The sequence below is a fragment of the Streptomyces sp. bgisy100 genome (genome assembly GCF_057709105.1).
Genome location: NZ_JBYITE010000002.1, coordinates 84,723 through 100,132, shown reverse-complemented (window position 1 = coordinate 100,132; position 15,410 = coordinate 84,723). Strand labels below are relative to the sequence as shown.

The following is a 15,410-nucleotide window of genomic DNA, read 5'->3' as shown; positions in this document are numbered from 1 at the left end:
GGCCACGGCTGTGTCGTACGCGCCCCGGACCCCCCGTGCCCGGGCGTGAGCCGGTGCATCCACAGCGTGGCCCCCGTGTCCGAGGTGTCTGGTAGGACTGGGGCTGTGAGCAGCGACAACGGGCAGCCGGAGCAGGAACGGGCCGACAGCCCCCCGGCGGAGGGCGTGCAGGGGGGCGAGCAGCTCGCGCTCATCCGCGAGACCGTCCGCCGGACCCCGGTGCCCCGGGCCAAGCCGCGCACCTGGCGCGGCGCCGCGCTCGCCGAGGAGTACCCGGTCGCCCGGGTCCTGGTCGACAAGGGGCTGATCCATCTCGACCAGTTCTTCGACTACGCGGTCCCGGCGAAGATGGACGCCGAGGCACGGCCCGGCGCCCGGGTGCGGGTCCGCTTCGGGGCCCGGGTCGTGAAGGGCCGCCGGGAGGGCGGCGAACTGCACGACGGCTTCATCGTGGAGCGGCTGGCCGAGAGCGACTACCGCGGGCCGCTCGCGCCGATCGCCCAGGTGCTCTCACCCGAGCCGGTGCTCGGCCCCGGTCTGCTGGCGCTCTGCCGGGCCGTGGCCGACCGGTACGCGGGTGCCCTCGCCGACGTCGTCCAACTGGCCGTGCCGCCGCGCCGGGTGCGCCCCGAGGCCGAACCCGCCACCGAGCCGCTGCCGCCGCCCGCTGTGCCCGACCCGGGGAGCTGGGTGCGGTATCCCAGCGGCCCCGGCTACCTCCAAGCCCTGGCGCGCGGCGACGCCCCGCGTGCCGTCTGGACGGCCCTGCCCGGACCGCACTGGCCGGACGAGCTGGCCCGGGCCGCGGCGGCCGCGCTGGCCTCGGGCCGGGGCGCCCTGGTCGTCGTCCCGGACGGCCGCGCCGCCGCCCGGGTGGACGCGGCTCTCACCGCCCTGGCCGGCTCCGGCCGGCATGTCCTGCTGACCGCGGACAGCGGTCCCGAGGAGCGCTACCGCCGCTGGCTCGCGGTGAGCCGTGGGCAGGTGCGCGGGGTCGTCGGCACCCGTGCCGCGATGTTCGCGCCCGTCCGGGACCTCGGCCTGGTGGCGATCTGGGACGACGGGGACTCCAGCCACAGCGAGCAGCACGCGCCGCAGCCGCACGCGCGGGAGGTATTGCTGCTGCGCGCGGCTCATGAGAAGGCGGCCTTCCTGCTCGGCGGGCAGAGCTGCACCGTGGAGGCGGCACAGCTCGTGGAGACCGGCTGGGCGCTGCCGTTGACCGCGGACCGGGAGAAGGTCCGGGCGGCGGCGCCGCTGATCCGTACGGTCGGCGACGCCGAGCAGGCGCGCGACGAGGCCGCGCGCGCCGCCCGGCTGCCCACCCTCGCCTGGCAGACCGTCCGCGAGGGGCTGCGGACCGGTCCGGTGCTGGTCCAGGTGCCGCGGCGGGGCTACGCGCCCCGGCTGGCCTGTGAGCGCTGCCGGACCCCCGCCCGCTGCGGACAGTGCGCGGGGCCGCTGGAGGCGCACGACCGGGACGCCCTGCAGTGCGGCTGGTGCGGGCGGGCGGCGGAGCGGTGGCACTGCGCCGAGTGCGGGGGAGCGCGGCTGCGGGCACAGATCGTGGGCGCCCGGCGCACGGCCGAGGAGCTGGGTCGGGCCTTTCCGGCCGTTCCGGTACGGACCTCGGGCCGCGACCATGTGCTGGACACGGTGCCCGACCGGCCCGCGCTGGTCATCAGCACGCCGGGGGCCGAACCGGTGGCCGAGACCGGCTACGCCGCCGCGCTGCTGCTGGACGGCTGGGCGATGCTCGGCCGTCCCGACCTGCGGGCCGGCGAGGAGGCCCTGCGCCGCTGGCTCGGTGCGGCGGCCCTGGTCCGGGGGCAGGAAGCGGGGGGCACCGTGGTCGTCGTGGCCGAACCGACGCTGCGGCCCGTCCAGGCGCTGGTCCGCTGGGATCCGGCGGGGCACGCGGTGCGGGAGCTGGCCGAACGGGCCGAGCTGGGCTTCCCGCCGGTCTCCCGGATGGCGGCGGTGTCCGGCCGGCCCGAGGACGTCCAGGGCCTGCTGCACAGCGCGGAACTCCCGGAGGATACCGAGGTGTTGGGGCCGGTCCCGCTGCCCGTCGCTGAGCCGGGCCGTCCCCGCCGGCCGGGCGACCCGCCACCGGGGGAGCAGTGGGAGCGGGTACTGCTCCGCGTCCGCCCGGGCAATGGTGCGGCGTTGGCGTCGGCCGTGAAGACCGCTCAGGCGGCTCGCGCGGTACGGCGGGAGGGCGACCCGGTGCGGATCCGCATCGACCCGCCGGACCTGGGCTGACCGGCCGCGGTGGCCGGTGCTGCCGTTCCACTGCCGAACCGGTGCGGTGTCGGCGGCGGTTCGACGCGTCTGCTCCCGCGCCCGGCTCGGCGCTGTGGCCGTCCTGGGTGTGGGCGAAGGGACCCAGGGTCTGCTCCCGTGCAACGGCTCGGCGCTGTGGGGGCGCGGAACTCCGGCCGGTCGGCGCCGCGGCAGGCCCTGTCCGTGCACTGGGTTGCCGGTTGCCGGTCGCCGGGCGCTCCGGTCACCGGGCTGCCGTTCGGGAGGCGGGTACCGGGCGGGACGTGCGGGCCGCGGGTCCGTTCCGGGGCACCGGGCACCGGGGTGCCGGGGCCATCGGGCGGACGGTGGCCGGGGTGCGGACGGTGGCCTGAATGCGGATCGTGGCCGGGGCGCGGGCTCCGCATCATGTGGCGGCGCCCCTCGTGGTCCGCGAGGAGCGCCGCCACACGACGCGGCAGCCGGGACGGCCGGGTGCCGGCGCCGCCGGGGGAGGCCCCGCGCCGCCAGGGGGAGACCGCCGCAGGTCAGCCGTGCCGCGGGCCGGGGAAGGTGGTCGGCCGGGTCTCCTCCCGGACGGCCGAGGGCGTCGGCTGGCCGGGGACCGAGCGGGCCGCCGGCACGGAGGGGTGCGACTCCCCGTGGTGCAGGCCGGAGGCCGGAGTGACGGCCACCGGGGATGCCTCCGTGGTCCGCACTCCCTCCGGCGGGCGCGCCGCGTCGCTGCCGGTGCCGCTCTGCGCCGCCGTGCGGCGCGAACCGTAACGGCGGTGCACCGCCTGCTTCGTCACGCCGAGCGCCGAGCCCACCGCGTCCCACGAGAAGCCGAGCGACCGGTCGAAGTCCACCGCGGCCGTCACCAGCGTCTCGACGCTGTCCCGCAGCTCCTGGGCGAGTCGCACGGTGGGCGCGGGGGCCCTGCCGTACACCACGAAGCCGGCGGACGGTCCCGAGCGCCGCGGCCGGTAGACATTGCCCAACTGGGCCGTCAGGGTGCGCAGGGCGTCCACCTGCCGGCGGACCCGCTCGATGTCCCGCACCAGCAGGTGCAGGCTGGCCCGGGCTTGAGCGTCGTGCGTTGCGTGGTCGGCCATGAACAAGCCTCTCGAACCGGCGTTGAAAGTGACGGGCCGTAGAAGCGGCCCCATTTCGGTCAAGCTCTCTTGACCAACGCCGGACCTGCCCCCGGGGTCACGCTTGCCGGGGCGCACGCCAGGCGGCTCATGGGGCGCACGATGGTGCGTACGCCCCCTCCCGGTCCGGCCCATAGACTGGTGCGCTCCGCACCGGCACCGTTCGGTCCCGTCGTTTCCGCGCCCGTTCCTGCCTGAGAGGCTGCAGCACCGATGAAACTCGTGTTCGCCGGCACCCCCGAGGTCGCCGTACCCGCCCTGGACGCCCTGATCGCGTCGGACCGGCACGAGGTCGCGGCCGTCGTCACCCGGCCGGACGCACCCGCCGGGCGCGGACGGCGGCTGGTGGCCAGCCCGGTCGCCCAGCGGGCCGAGGAGGCGGGTATCGAGGTGCTCAAGCCGGCGAAGCCGCGCGACCCGGCCTTTCTCGCCCGGCTCCGGGAGATCGCCCCCGACTGCTGCCCGGTCGTCGCCTACGGCGCGCTGCTGCCCCTCGCCGCGCTGGAGATCCCCGCGCACGGCTGGGTCAATCTGCACTTCTCCCTGCTGCCCGCCTGGCGCGGCGCCGCGCCCGTCCAGCACGCGCTGCTGGCGGGGGACGAGATGACCGGCGCCACCACCTTCCTCATCGAGGAGGGCCTGGACTCGGGGCCGGTGTACGGCGTGCTCACCGAACACGTCCGGTCCACCGACACCAGCGGTGACCTGCTGACCCGGCTCGCCTTCGCGGGCTCGGGGCTGCTCGCCGCCACGATGGACGGCATCGAGGACGGCTCCCTGAAGGCCGTTCCCCAGCCTGCCGACGGCGTGACCTACGCACCGAAGATCAACGTCGAGGACGCGGAGCTCGACTGGTCTTCACCCGCCCTCAGGGTCGACCGGGTGGTCCGGGGCTGCGCGCCGGCTCCCGGGGCGTGGACCCGGTTCCGCGGCGAGCGGCTGAAGGTCATGTCGGTGGCGCTGCTGCCCGACCGCACCGAGCTGGCGCCCGGTGAGCTCGCGGGCAGCAAGAACGCGGTGTACGCGGGCACCGGCTCGCACGCCGTCGAACTGCAGTGGGTCCAGCCGCAGGGCAAGAAGCCGATGCGGGCGGCCGATTGGGCGCGCGGCGTGCGGATCGCCGCGGACGAGCGTCTGGGCGGCTGAGTCCCCGTCCGGGAGCGGGCCCTCAGCGGTCCTGTGAGAGCGGGGCCTTCCGCCGCGGCGGGCCGGACCGGTGAGCGCGGCCCGGGAGGAGCCGGCCGGAGCCCGTCCCCGGACGGTCCTCGCCGGGGGCCGGGCCGGGCACCCGGGGCGGCGACGTAGGCTGGTCCCCTCGGCCCGATATCTCCCCCGGAGCACTTTGCCTGTGAACGCCCCGTCACGTCGCCGTCCCGGCAAGCCCTACCGCCGTCCCCAGAAGGACCCCGTGCGCATCCTCGCGTTCGAGGCACTGCGTGCCGTGGACGAGCGGGACGCGTACGCCAACCTGGTCCTCCCGCCGCTGCTGCGGAAGGCCCGGGAGGACGGCGGCTTCGACGGCCGGGACGCCGCGCTGGCGACCGAGCTGGTCTACGGGACGCTGCGCCGGCAGGGCACCTACGACGCGATCATCGCGGCCTGCGTGGACCGGCCGCTGCGCGAGGTGGACCCGCCGGTGCTGGACGTGCTCAGCCTCGGGGCGCACCAGCTGCTGGGCACCAGGATCCCCACGCACGCGGCGGTGTCCTCGAGTGTGGAACTGGCCCGGGTCGTGCTCGGCGACGGGCGCGCGAAGTTCGTGAACGCCGTGCTCCGCCGGATAACCGCCGATGACCTCGACGGCTGGCTGGAACGGGTCGCCCCGCCCTACGACGAGGACCCCGAGGACCACCTCGGCATCGTCCACTCCCACCCCCGCTGGATCGTCTCCGCGCTCTGGGACGCGCTCGGCGGTGGCCGGGCCGGGATCGAGGACCTGCTGGAGGCCGACAACGAGCGCCCCGAGGTGACGCTGGTGGCCCGGCCCGGACGGTCCACGACCGAGGAGCTCATGGCTGCCGTCGGGGAGGACTCCGCGCTCCCCGGGCGCTGGTCCCCGTACGCCGTGCGGCTGGCCGAGGGCGGGGAGCCGGGCGCCCTCGACGCGGTCCGCGACGGGCGGGCCGGAGTGCAGGACGAGGGCAGCCAGCTGGTCGCCGCGGCCCTGGCGCAGGCCCCCCTGGACGGCTCCGACGCCCGCTGGCTCGACGGCTGCGCGGGCCCCGGCGGCAAGGCCGCGCTGCTCGGCGCCCTGGCCGCACAGCGGGGCGCCACCCTGCTCGCCGCCGAGAAGCAGCCGCACCGGGCCCGGCTGGTGGAGCGGGCGCTGGCGGGCAACCCGGGGCCGTATCAGGTGATCGCCGCGGACGGCACCCGGCCGCCGTGGCGGGCGGGCACCTTCGACCGGGTGCTGGTGGACGTGCCGTGCACCGGTCTGGGCGCGCTGCGCCGCAGGCCGGAGGCCCGCTGGCGCCGTCGTCCCGAGGACCTCGACGGCTTCGCACCGCTCCAGCGCGGGCTGCTGCGCGAGGCGCTGGCCGCCGCCCGCGTCGGCGGCGTGGTCGGGTACGCCACCTGCTCCCCGCACCTGGCGGAGACCCGCGCCGTGGTCGACGACGTCCTCAAGGGCCGCGGGGGCGCCGCGGTGTCAGCGGAGTGGATCGACGCCCGGCCGCTGATGCCCGGGGTGCCCGCCCTGGGCGACGGCCCGGACGTCCAGCTCTGGCCGCATCTGCACGGCACGGACGCGATGTATCTGGCGCTGCTCCGCCGTACGGCCTGATCCGGGGTCATTCCCCCGCCGCCGCACCGCCCCTGCCGCGGTGTCGGGCGGCGGGGTGCTCACCGGGCCGGCAGGATCCCGGTGACCACGCTCTCCACCATCCGTTCCAGGGTGGTGTCGGACAGCATCCCGGGCAGGGTGAGGTGCTCCAGCAGCACACCGGTCATGGCCAGGTAGAGCACCAGGAAGGTGTCGGCGTCGCCGGGCAGTCCGGCGTCCAGGTGGAAGGCCAGGCTCTCGTCGTAGCCCGCCCGGATGGTGCGGGTCAGCTGTTTCCGGAGGGCCGGGCGACGGGTGGCCTCCAGGCGCAGTTCCAGCATGGCCAGATAGCCGGTGCGGTCGTCGGACATCCGTTGCACCAGCCACCGCATCAGCTCGGTCACCAGCTCGCGTGAGGGCGCCGGGCGCATCGCCGTCTCGACCGCCGCCGGTTCCGGTGTCATCCGGACGTGGATCCGGGCTCCGGCCTGGGTGAACAGGTCGTCCCGGCTGGCGAAGTAGTTGGACGCCGTGCCGACCGGGACACCGGCACGGGCGTCGACGGCGCGGAAGGTGAGCCCGCGCGCGCCCTCGTCCGCCAGCACGTCGATCGCCGCGTCGATGAGCGCCGTCCTGCGCTCCGGGTTCCTGACCATGCGTATCTCTCCTCGATCTGCCGTGCGGGAAAAAGGGGTTGCTCAACCACTACACGTGAAGCACTATAGGTGAAGTGGTTGCCCCGGGGGTCTCGGTGCCCGGCCGGCCGCCGCGTCCTCATGCGTCCACGAAAGAAGGCCTCTTTGCGCAAGCTCACCTATTTCATCGCCTGCTCGATCGACGGCTTCATCGGCGACCCGGGCGGCGACGCCACCGCGATGTACCGGTTCGTGAACGAGGAATTCCTGGAGTACCTGAAGGCCGAGTACCCGGAGACCATTTCGGTCGAGGGCCGCCGGGCCCTGGGCCTGAACGATCTGGAGAACCGCGCGTTCGACACGGTCGTCCAGGGCCGCGCCAGCTACCAGCTCGCGCTGGACCTCGACATCACCAGCCCGTACGGCCAGATGCGTGAATACGTGGCGTCCCGGTCGCTGAAGGTGTCCCCCGACCCGAACGTGGAGCTCATCTCCGAGGATCTGGTCGGTCGCATCCGTGAACTCAAGGCCGAGAGCGCCGGGCTGGGCATCTGGCTCTGCGGGGGCTCCCAGCTCGCGGGCGAGCTGCTCGACGAGATCGGCGAGCTGGTGATCAAGACCTACCCGCTGGTCTACGGCTCGGGAATGCCCATGTTCGGCGCGGACTTCGGGGACCGGGAGTTCGCGCTGGAGTCGGTCCGGACCTTCGACAACGGCGTCCTGGTCAGGAAGTACAACAAGGTGCGGTGACCGGGCACCGGGAACGCATGGACCCGCGGGAGGCGGGCGGTGCGGGACGTGCCGATGCCCCGGGCCGCCGTCCGTCGGCCGCCCACCGGGCCCGGCTCGGCGGGCCGGACCGCCCGGAGCGGCGGCCCGCCCCGCTCACGGAACCGGCTGCGCGGGCGGGCTCTCGGCCCGCGGCGGGCCGTCCTCGTGGGCGAGCCGGTGCGGCCACCACATGCGGGGCCCGATGTCCAGGAACAGCGCGGTGACCAGCACCGACCGCACGATGAAGGTGTCCAGCAGGACGCCGACGGCGACGGCGAAGCCGATCTCGGAGAAGCCGGTCAGCGGCAGCGTGCCGAGCGCCGCGAACGTACCGGCGAGGACCAGACCGGCCGAGGTGATGACGGCGCCGGTCGCGGCCAGGGCGGTGAGGGTGCCCCGGCGGGTGCCCTGCCGGAAGGACTCCTCGCGCACCCGGGTGGACAGGAAGATGTTGTAGTCGATGCCCAGCGCGACCAGGAACACGAAGACGAAGAGCGGGAACGCCGTGTCCTCGCCCGCGTAGTCGAAGACATGGCGGAACGCGAGAGCGCTGATGCCGAGCGCGGTGGCGTAGGAGAGCACCACGGTGGCGATCAGGACCAGCGGCGCCAGCAGGGCTCTCAGCAGCATGGTCAGGATGATCAGCACCACGAGCAGCACCAGCGGGATCACCACGATGTTGTCGCGCGTCGAGGCCGTGTCGGCGTCCAGCAGGGCGGCAGTGCCGCCGCCGACCTTGGCGTCGGCGCCGGGCACGGCGTGGACCGCGTCCCGGACCCGTTCGACGGTGTCCTTCGCCGCCTGGCTGTCGGCCGGATCCGTCATGGTCGCCTCGAACAGCACCCGGCCCTCGTGCTCCGGCGCGGAGCCCGGGGGGACGCCGAGCGACTGCGGCACCACCCCCGGCGTCCCCGCGACCACCCGCCCGACCTCCCGGGCCGCCCCCTGGCCGGCCACGATCAGCAGCGGATCGCCGCTGCCCGCCGGGAAGTACCGCTCGGACACCTGCTGGCCGGTGATGGAGTCCTTCGTCTCGGTGAACGCGTCGGCGTTGCTGATGCCCGCGGCGCGCAGCCCCAGCATGCCGAAGGAGAGCGCGGCCAGGATGACAGCGGTGGTCACCCACACGGCCCGCGGCCGACGGGCGATCCGCCCGCCGATCCGGGCCCAGAAGCCCTGCTCGGTGGGTTCGGCCGAGCCGAAGTGCGGCACCACCGGCCAGAAGATCCACCGGCCCAGGATCACCAGCAGCGCCGGGAACAGCGTCACCATCGCCAGCACCGCGACGAGCACCCCGATGGCGCAGACCGGGCCGAGCCCGCTGGTCGAGTTCATCTCGGCGACGAGCAGCACGAGCATGCCCATGCCCACGGTGGCGCCGCTGGCGAGCACGGCCGGCCCGGCGCGGTGCAGCGCCAGCGCCATCGCCTCGTGGCGGTCCTCGTGCCGGCGCAGCTCCTCCCGGTAGCGGGCGACCAGCAGCAGGGCGTAGTCGGTACCGGCACCGAAGACCAGCACCGTCAGGATGCCCGCGCTCTGTCCGTTCACCGTCAGCCCGGCGTACTCGGCGAGCAGATAGATGATGGCCTGGGCGGTCAGCAGGGCACCGACCACCGACAGCACCGGAACCAGCAGCAGCGTGGGGCTGCGGTAGGTGATCAGCAGCGCCACGATGACCACCCCGAGGGCCGCCACCAGCAGCGTCGAGTCGATGCCCTCGAACGTCTTCGCGAAGTCGGCGGAGGTGCCGGCCGGGCCGGTGATGTACACCTTGAGCCCGTCGCCCGAACCGGTCTCGTCCCGGATGGTGTCGACCGCCTCGGACAGCTCGTCCCAGCCCCGCTCGTCCACCGTGACGGGGACCAGGATCAGCGCCGCCCGGGGATCCTGCGCGCTGTTGTAGAACGGGCCTCGGGTCTCCGCCCCACGGATTCCGTGCTCGCGGAGCGGTTTGATCTGCTCGGCGTCGTCGGCGATGGTGTGCCGGTCCTGGGCGGTGAGGCCGCCCGGCCGCTCGTAGATCACGACCGCCGGCACCGTCTCCGGCCGGAATTCCCTGGAGATCTGCAGAACCTGGGTGGACTCCGCGCTGCCGGGGAGCCAGGAGGTGGCGTCGTTGTCCTGCGCGCCGCCGAGCTTCTGCGCCAGCGGGGCCAGCGCGAAGATCGCCAGGATCCAGACCAGCAGGACCAGCCACTTCGTCCGCCGGCCGCAGACCAGCCAGGCCACACCCCGACGCCGTCCGTCCGACATCAGACCCCCATCGCCGGTGGGCGTCCGTCCGGAACGCCGTGATCGATCCCGAGGCGGTTCGGCCCGGTGGAGCCGGAATGCCGTCCAATCCGGTCAACCGACAGCCGTCGGCCATGGCAGGCTTGTGCCATGGCCGTTCAGATCAACCCCAGTATCCTCTCCGCCGACTTTTCGCGCCTGGCGGAGGAGGCGAAGGCCGTCGACGGTGCCGACTGGCTCCACGTCGACGTCATGGACAACCACTTCGTGCCCAATCTGACGCTCGGCGCGCCCATAGTCGAGTCGCTGGCCCGGTCGACCGACATCCCGCTGGACTGCCACCTCATGATCGCGGAGCCGGACCGCTGGGCGCCCCAGTACGTCGAGGCCGGGGCGGGGTCCGTCACCTTCCATGCCGAGGCCGCCGCCGCGCCGGTGCGGCTGGCGCGGGAGATCCGGGCCAAGGGGGCACGTGCCTCGATGGCGCTCAAGCCGGCCACCCCGATCGAGCCGTACGAGGACCTGCTCCCCGAGCTGGATATGCTGCTGATCATGACGGTCGAGCCCGGCTTCGGCGGTCAGGCGTTCCTCGACATCATGCTGCCGAAGATCCGCCGCACCCGGGAACTCATCGCCAAGCACGGGCTGGAGCTGTGGCTGCAGGTCGACGGCGGTGTCTCGGCGGCCACCATCGAGCGGTGCGCGGAGGCCGGCGCGGACGTCTTCGTCGCCGGGTCCGCCGTCTACGGCACGGACGACCCGGCCGCCGCCGTACGCTCTCTGCGGGCACAGGCGGAGGAGACCACCGCCGCGGCCGCGTGGGCGTGCAACCACTGAGCGTCCGCTCGGTGAACGCGGGGGGCAAGGGCTGATCGGCAACCGCCGCTTCTGACAGGATGAGCAGGGAAGCTCCCGGCACTGGCCGGGAGCGGAGAACAGTGAGGCTAAGGAGATAGCGGTGTCGACGGGCCGGTCAGCCATGCGGATGGGACCCGCGGAGCTGGTGCAGGCGGCGGCCATGGCCCGCCGCTTCTACCTCGAGGGCAAGTCCAAGATCCAGATCGCCGAGGAGTTCGGGGTCAGCCGCTTCAAGGTGGCCCGGGTCCTGGAAACCGCGCTGGAACGCGACCTCGTGCGCATCGAGATCCGGGTGCCCGCGGAACTGGACGCCGAGCGCTCCGACGCGCTCCGCGCCCGTTACGGCCTGCGGCACGCGGTCGTCGTCGAGTCCCCGGCGGACGCCTCGGCCGACGCGGCGGATCCGGAGAACCTCGGCGAGGTCGCCGCCGACCTGCTCGGCGAGCTGGTGGCCGAGGGCGACGTCCTCGGCCTCGCCTGGGGCCGCTCCACGATCCACATGGCCGCGGCCCTGAACCGGCTGCCGCCCTGCACGGTCGTCCAGCTCACCGGGGTCTACGACGCGGGCACCGCCGAACGCGGATCGGTCGAGGCCGTCCGCCGTGCCGCGGCCGTCTCCGGCGGCGAGGCGCACCCCATCTACGCGCCGATGCTGCTGCCGGACCCGGCCACGGCCGCCGCACTCCGCGGCCAGACCGGAATCGCCCGCGCCTTCGAGTACTTCGACAAGGTCACCGTCGCCTGCGTCTCCATCGGCTCCTGGGACCCGGGCATCTCCACGGTCTACGACATGCTCAGCGAGGACGAGCGGGAGCACTACGCCTCGCTCGGCGCCGCCGCCGAGATGTCGGCCCACCTCTTCGACTCCGAGGGCCGCCGCATCGGGCGCGACCTCGGGGAGCGCTGCATCACCGTGGAGGCCGACCGGCTGCGCCGCATCCCGGAGGTCGTGGCCATCGCGGGCGGGCAGCGCAAGGCCGCCGCGATCGGCGCCGTCCTGCGCTCCGGGCTGGTCACCAGCCTGGTCACGGACACGGCGGCCGCGGACTTCCTGCTGACCGAGACCGGCCCGGGGCCGCGGTCGGCGCTCGACCGGGGCGACCCGGACGACTGAGAAGTCTCCCTGCCGGGGCCTGCCAGGAGCGCGCCGGTGCCGGAATCCTCGGTCCGGGGTCTGCTTCCGGCGGAGGGAGGTTGACGCCTGCTGCACCGGCCCTCGGCCCCTCGGCCGGGACACCTGATGCCGGTTTCGCCAACGGAGCGGGCTTCGGGGGCAGTCCGCGTCGCAGCGGGAGCGACGAAACGGGTTCGGCGAAGGGATCGCCGAACCCGTGCTTGCCGGAGCTGCGGGATCCGCATGGCCGCCCGGGACGACCGGGGCCCGGCCGGTGCCGGAATCGGTCCGGGACCGGCCGGGCCCGTGATCACTTGTCGTTCTCGGTGTCGGATTCCGCTGCCTTCGCGGCGGACTCGGCCCGGTCCACGAACTGGGTGAGCTTGTCCAGTACGGAGGCTGACGGGGCCGGAGCCGTGGCCGGCGGGGTGCTCCGGGAGGAGGTGCCGGCCCCCTCGGCGCCGTCCTGACCGCCCGTCGCGCCGCCGCAGCCGGTGGCCAGCGTGGTGCACAGCACGGCCACGGTGGTGAGGCGCAGCCGGCCCGTCATGCCCCGGAGCCCTTGCCCCGAGTGGCACACCACTTCTCGACCTCGGCGAGGTCCTTCTGCCGCTTCTCCAGGGTCGGGACGAGGGACTTGCGGAAGGTGAGCTTGTGGTTGAGGAAGGTGGCGATCTCGGTGTTGCCCGCCTTCTCGGCCTTCTCGGCCCGCTCCGTGAGCCGGGCGACCGAGCCGCGGACCTCGGGGCCACCCTTCAGCCGCCGCAGCGCCCGCTCGATCCGCTGCTCGATCCGGGGAGCCCGTTCGCACAGTCGGCGGGTGCCGTTCCGCTTCTTCCCGTGGTGCTTCTTGCCGTGTGCCTGCCGGCCGTGGTGCTTCTTGCCCGGGCCCTGCTGCCCATGACCCGCCTCCGGCCCGGCGCCCTTCCCCCGGCCGTCCCGGGCCGGTGCCGAGGAGGAGGCCGACGAGGGGGCGGAGCCCGGAGTGCTGCCGTCCGCGATGGCGATGCCCACCGGTCCGAGCAGGGCGGCTGTGGCGCCGAGAGCCACGACGACGCTCTTTCCACGTTGCATGGTGTCTTCCTTCCGTAGGGCCGGGGCCTGTCGAGGAAGGAAGCTAGGCGGGCTCCTTGTGGAAACTCTGTGGCCCGGACTCCCCCTGCTCCGCGGGCAGTCCGGGCCGGGAGAGCCAGTCCCGGCGCAGCAGCAGGGTGGCCGTCGTGTCCCCGCCGTCCCCGCCCGGCCCCGGCATCGTGGGAAGACGGACCTCGAGGCGCGCACCCGGCAGTCCGTCCGGCCGGTCCGTCACCGTGACGGTGCCGTGGTGCAGGGCGATCTGCTGCGCGATCAGAGTCAGCCCGAGCCCCGAACCGGGGCTCTCCGGCCGGCGGCGGAACCGTTGGAAGACCTCCTCACGCAGCTCGGGCGGAATGCCGGGCCCCCGGTCGTCCACGGTGAGCACCGCGGCCGGGGTCCCGTCCGGCGACCGTCCGGGGCCCAGGGTCACGTCGATGCGGGCCGGTTCGCCGTCCCGGGTTCCGTGCACCCGTGCGTTGGTCAGCAGGTTGTCGACCACCGAGCGCAGCCCCTGTTCCCAGCCGTGCACCTGCAGTCCCGGGGTGCCGGCCACCGACACCTCGGTTCCGGGGTGGCCGCGGCGCAGACCGGCGGCCGCCGCCTCCACCACCTCGGCGAGGTCCACGGGCCCGAAGTCCTCCGCCTCGACCAGGTCACCGTGCGTCAGGGCCCTGAGCATCACCAACAGCCGCAGCAGCCGTTCGTGCTCCAGCCCGAGGTCGGTCAGCACATCGGCTCGGTCGGCGCCCGCCAGATCGGGGTGCTCGGTGAGGATGTCCAGATTGGTCCGCATGCTCATGAGGGGCGTGCGCAGTTCGTGCGAGGCGGCCGCCGCGAACGAACGGGCCGTCTCCAGCGCCTCCGCGGTGCGCGCGGCCTGCTGGTCGTAGCGGGCCAGTACGGTGCGGAGCGTTCCGGCCAGGTCGTCGACCTCGGTGATCCCGGTCCGCCGGTGGTCCAGCCGAGCGGCGCTGGTGCGGGGGTCGAGGCCGCTCGTACGGTGCTGCAGGCGGCGCAGCGGCCGCGCCGCGCCCGATGCCGCGGCCCAGGCCAGCGACGCCCCGAGCGGGGCGGCCAGCAGCGCCACGGTCAGCACCCGGCGCTGTACGAGTGCCAGTTCGGCCCGGCTCGTGGTCTCCGGGGAGAACAGCCACAGCGTGCCACGGGCGGCGGGCCTGCCGCGCGACGCCGACGCCGGTACCGACACCGGGATCGAGACGGCCCGCCACCGCTCGCCGTTCCCGCGTACGGTGACCGGCCGTCCGGCCGACTCCGGGAGCGGTGCGGACGTATCGGGCTGGGGACCGGCGAGTACGGTGCCCTCGGGGCCGGTGAGCCGGATGCCCACATCCAGTGCGGAGCCCAGCAGTCGCCGCTCGTGCCTCTGTTCCACGGCCTCGGGCCGCTGGGCCGCGGTGGCGCGCAGCAGCGCCAGGGCGTCCGGGGCCACGGCCGTTGCGCTGCGCTGCAGCCGTGCGTCCTGCTCGGCGCGCAGGTCGGCCGAGACGAGCTGGAGCAGCAGCCAGCCCGAGGCGAGCACCAGCACGGGCACGGTGACGCCCACCGCGAGGGCGATCCTCGTGGCGAGCCTCATGACGTGCCCCCGCCCGGCGTAGGGGTGTCCTGGCCCTCCCGCAGGACGAAGCCGACGCCGCGCACCGTGTGCAGCATCCGGGGCCGTCCGTCCGCCTCCAGCTTGCGCCGCAGATAGCTGACGAAGGTGTCGACGGCGTCCGTCCGCACCTCGAAGTCGTAGCCCCAGACCCGGTCCAGCAACTGGTCACGGGTGAGGACGAGCCCGGCGTTGCGGGCCAGCACCGCCAGCAGCTCGAACTCGCGCGGGGTGAGCCGGAGCGGCGTGCCGTCCAGCAGCGCCTCGTGCGCTTCCGGGCGGATCTCCAGCGCGCCCACCCGTACCCGATCGGTGGCGGCCGGGGGACGGCGCCGCAGCAGGGCGTGCAGCCGCAGGACCAGCTCCTGCAGGGCGAAGGGCTTGACCAGGTAGTCGTCACCGCCGGCCTGCAGGCCCGCGACCCGGTCGGAGACCTCGTCGAGGGCCGAGAGCATCAGCACGGGTATGTCGTTGCCGTCCGCGCGCAGCGCGCGGCACACCTCGATCCCGCTCAGATCCGGCATGGAGATGTCCAGGACCACCACGTCGGGGAGGTGCGCGCGCAGTTCGGCGAGTGCGGCGTGCCCGCCGTCCGCCAGGCTCACGGCGAAGCCGTTGAGCCGCAGCCCGCGCTCCAGGGAACGCCGGATGGCCGCGTCGTCATCGATCACCAGTACCTGTCCGCCACTTGTGGTCCTCATGGGCACACCACCTCCGGCGGCGCATCGTACGTGCCGGGCTTCCTGCCGGGTGGCAGTGTGCCGGAGCCGCGGTCGGCCTTTCCGGTGGTGCGACCGGTCGGCCCGACAGGGCTCGCGCCGGGCCGGTGGCCGCCCGCGCCGTTCCGCGGCCGTCGGGGCCTGTGCGGCATGCGGCTGTGTCGTCGTCACCGTTGCCGGCGGTCGTCATCCCGATCCCGGCCCCGAGTCATCCCGATCCCGATCCCGGCCCC

Annotated in this window: 13 protein-coding genes; 6 read left to right on the top strand and 7 right to left on the bottom strand. The window is 74.4% G+C overall.

Features of this window, described 5'->3' with window-relative positions; translation table 11 throughout:
- The first annotated feature begins 105 nt into the window (after positions 1–105).
- A complete protein-coding gene (locus AC3EQ1_RS01905) occupies positions 106–2,265 on the top strand; it encodes a primosomal protein N' (protein WP_432092462.1) in 2,160 nt (719 codons plus the stop codon).
- A gap of 527 nt (positions 2,266–2,792) precedes the next feature.
- Here AC3EQ1_RS01905 and AC3EQ1_RS01900 read toward each other — a convergent pair.
- Complete coding sequence (locus AC3EQ1_RS01900) at positions 2,793–3,359, bottom strand: hypothetical protein (RefSeq protein ID WP_432092461.1); 567 nt, start codon at positions 3,357–3,359, stop codon at positions 2,793–2,795.
- A gap of 252 nt (positions 3,360–3,611) precedes the next feature.
- Here AC3EQ1_RS01900 and fmt point away from each other — a divergent pair, with 252 nt between their 5' ends.
- Positions 3,612–4,544, top strand: a complete 933-nt coding sequence (gene fmt, locus AC3EQ1_RS01895; protein ID WP_432092460.1) for a methionyl-tRNA formyltransferase — start codon at positions 3,612–3,614, stop codon at positions 4,542–4,544.
- Between the two features lie 202 nt (positions 4,545–4,746).
- Positions 4,747–6,180: an RsmB/NOP family class I SAM-dependent RNA methyltransferase gene (locus AC3EQ1_RS01890; RefSeq protein ID WP_432092459.1), complete on the top strand. Its 1,434-nt coding sequence runs from the start codon at positions 4,747–4,749 to the stop codon at positions 6,178–6,180.
- A gap of 59 nt (positions 6,181–6,239) precedes the next feature.
- On the opposite strand, the gene AC3EQ1_RS01885 is transcribed toward AC3EQ1_RS01890, so the two are convergent.
- On the bottom strand, positions 6,240–6,815 hold the full coding sequence (locus AC3EQ1_RS01885) for a TetR/AcrR family transcriptional regulator (protein WP_432092458.1): 576 nt from the start codon (positions 6,813–6,815) through the stop codon (positions 6,240–6,242).
- Positions 6,816–6,959: 144 nt separating this feature from the next.
- Between AC3EQ1_RS01885 and AC3EQ1_RS01880 the strand changes: the two genes are divergently transcribed.
- Positions 6,960–7,544 carry a dihydrofolate reductase family protein gene (locus AC3EQ1_RS01880; RefSeq protein ID WP_432092457.1) on the top strand — a complete coding sequence of 195 codons (585 nt, stop codon included), beginning with the start codon at positions 6,960–6,962 and terminating at the stop codon, positions 7,542–7,544.
- Between the two features lie 135 nt (positions 7,545–7,679).
- Here AC3EQ1_RS01880 and AC3EQ1_RS01875 read toward each other — a convergent pair whose 3' ends face one another.
- On the bottom strand, positions 7,680–9,818 hold the full coding sequence (locus AC3EQ1_RS01875; protein WP_432092456.1) for an MMPL family transporter: 2,139 nt from the start codon (positions 9,816–9,818) through the stop codon (positions 7,680–7,682).
- Positions 9,819–9,947: 129 nt separating this feature from the next.
- Here AC3EQ1_RS01875 and rpe point away from each other — a divergent pair, with 129 nt between their 5' ends.
- A complete protein-coding gene (gene rpe / locus AC3EQ1_RS01870; RefSeq protein ID WP_432092455.1) occupies positions 9,948–10,634 on the top strand; it encodes a ribulose-phosphate 3-epimerase in 687 nt (228 codons plus the stop codon).
- A 148-nt stretch (positions 10,635–10,782) separates the two neighbouring features.
- Positions 10,783–11,769, top strand: a complete 987-nt coding sequence (locus AC3EQ1_RS01865) for a sugar-binding transcriptional regulator (RefSeq protein ID WP_351515455.1) — start codon at positions 10,783–10,785, stop codon at positions 11,767–11,769.
- Between the two features lie 310 nt (positions 11,770–12,079).
- Here AC3EQ1_RS01865 and AC3EQ1_RS01860 read toward each other — a convergent pair whose 3' ends face one another.
- From AC3EQ1_RS01860 to AC3EQ1_RS01845, 4 genes are read right to left on the bottom strand one after another with little or no spacing between them, the layout of a single operon-like run.
- Positions 12,080–12,319 carry a hypothetical protein gene (locus AC3EQ1_RS01860; protein WP_432092454.1) on the bottom strand — a complete coding sequence of 80 codons (240 nt, stop codon included), beginning with the start codon at positions 12,317–12,319 and terminating at the stop codon, positions 12,080–12,082.
- A complete protein-coding gene (locus AC3EQ1_RS01855; RefSeq protein WP_432092453.1) occupies positions 12,316–12,843 on the bottom strand; it encodes a hypothetical protein in 528 nt (175 codons plus the stop codon). Before AC3EQ1_RS01855 ends, AC3EQ1_RS01860 begins: the two co-directional genes overlap by 4 nt.
- Positions 12,844–12,886: 43 nt before the next feature.
- Positions 12,887–14,440: a sensor histidine kinase gene (locus tag AC3EQ1_RS01850; protein ID WP_432092452.1), complete on the bottom strand. Its 1,554-nt coding sequence runs from the start codon at positions 14,438–14,440 to the stop codon at positions 12,887–12,889.
- Positions 14,437–15,159, bottom strand: coding sequence for a response regulator transcription factor (locus AC3EQ1_RS01845; protein WP_432092451.1), 723 nt, complete (start codon positions 15,157–15,159; stop codon positions 14,437–14,439). The genes AC3EQ1_RS01850 and AC3EQ1_RS01845 overlap by 4 nt, the downstream gene beginning before the upstream one ends.
- Between the last annotated feature and the right edge of the window lie 251 nt (positions 15,160–15,410).

Bases quoted from the DNA above. Each gene is read 5' to 3' on its own strand.
- AC3EQ1_RS01850 (WP_432092452.1), bottom strand. From the start codon at position 14,440: ATGAGGCTCGCCACGAGGATCGCCCTCGCGGTGGGCGTCACCGTGCCC.
- AC3EQ1_RS01845 (WP_432092451.1), bottom strand. From the start codon at position 15,159: ATGAGGACCACAAGTGGCGGACAGGTACTGGTGATCGATGACGACGCG.
- AC3EQ1_RS01860 (WP_432092454.1), bottom strand. From the start codon at position 12,319: ATGACGGGCCGGCTGCGCCTCACCACCGTGGCCGTGCTGTGCACCACG.
- fmt (WP_432092460.1), top strand. From the start codon at position 3,612: ATGAAACTCGTGTTCGCCGGCACCCCCGAGGTCGCCGTACCCGCCCTG.
- AC3EQ1_RS01900 (WP_432092461.1), bottom strand. From the start codon at position 3,359: ATGGCCGACCACGCAACGCACGACGCTCAAGCCCGGGCCAGCCTGCAC.
- AC3EQ1_RS01865 (WP_351515455.1), top strand. From the start codon at position 10,783: ATGGGACCCGCGGAGCTGGTGCAGGCGGCGGCCATGGCCCGCCGCTTC.
- rpe (WP_432092455.1), top strand. From the start codon at position 9,948: ATGGCCGTTCAGATCAACCCCAGTATCCTCTCCGCCGACTTTTCGCGC.
- AC3EQ1_RS01855 (WP_432092453.1), bottom strand. From the start codon at position 12,843: ATGCAACGTGGAAAGAGCGTCGTCGTGGCTCTCGGCGCCACAGCCGCC.
- AC3EQ1_RS01885 (WP_432092458.1), bottom strand. From the start codon at position 6,815: ATGGTCAGGAACCCGGAGCGCAGGACGGCGCTCATCGACGCGGCGATC.
- AC3EQ1_RS01875 (WP_432092456.1), bottom strand. From the start codon at position 9,818: ATGTCGGACGGACGGCGTCGGGGTGTGGCCTGGCTGGTCTGCGGCCGG.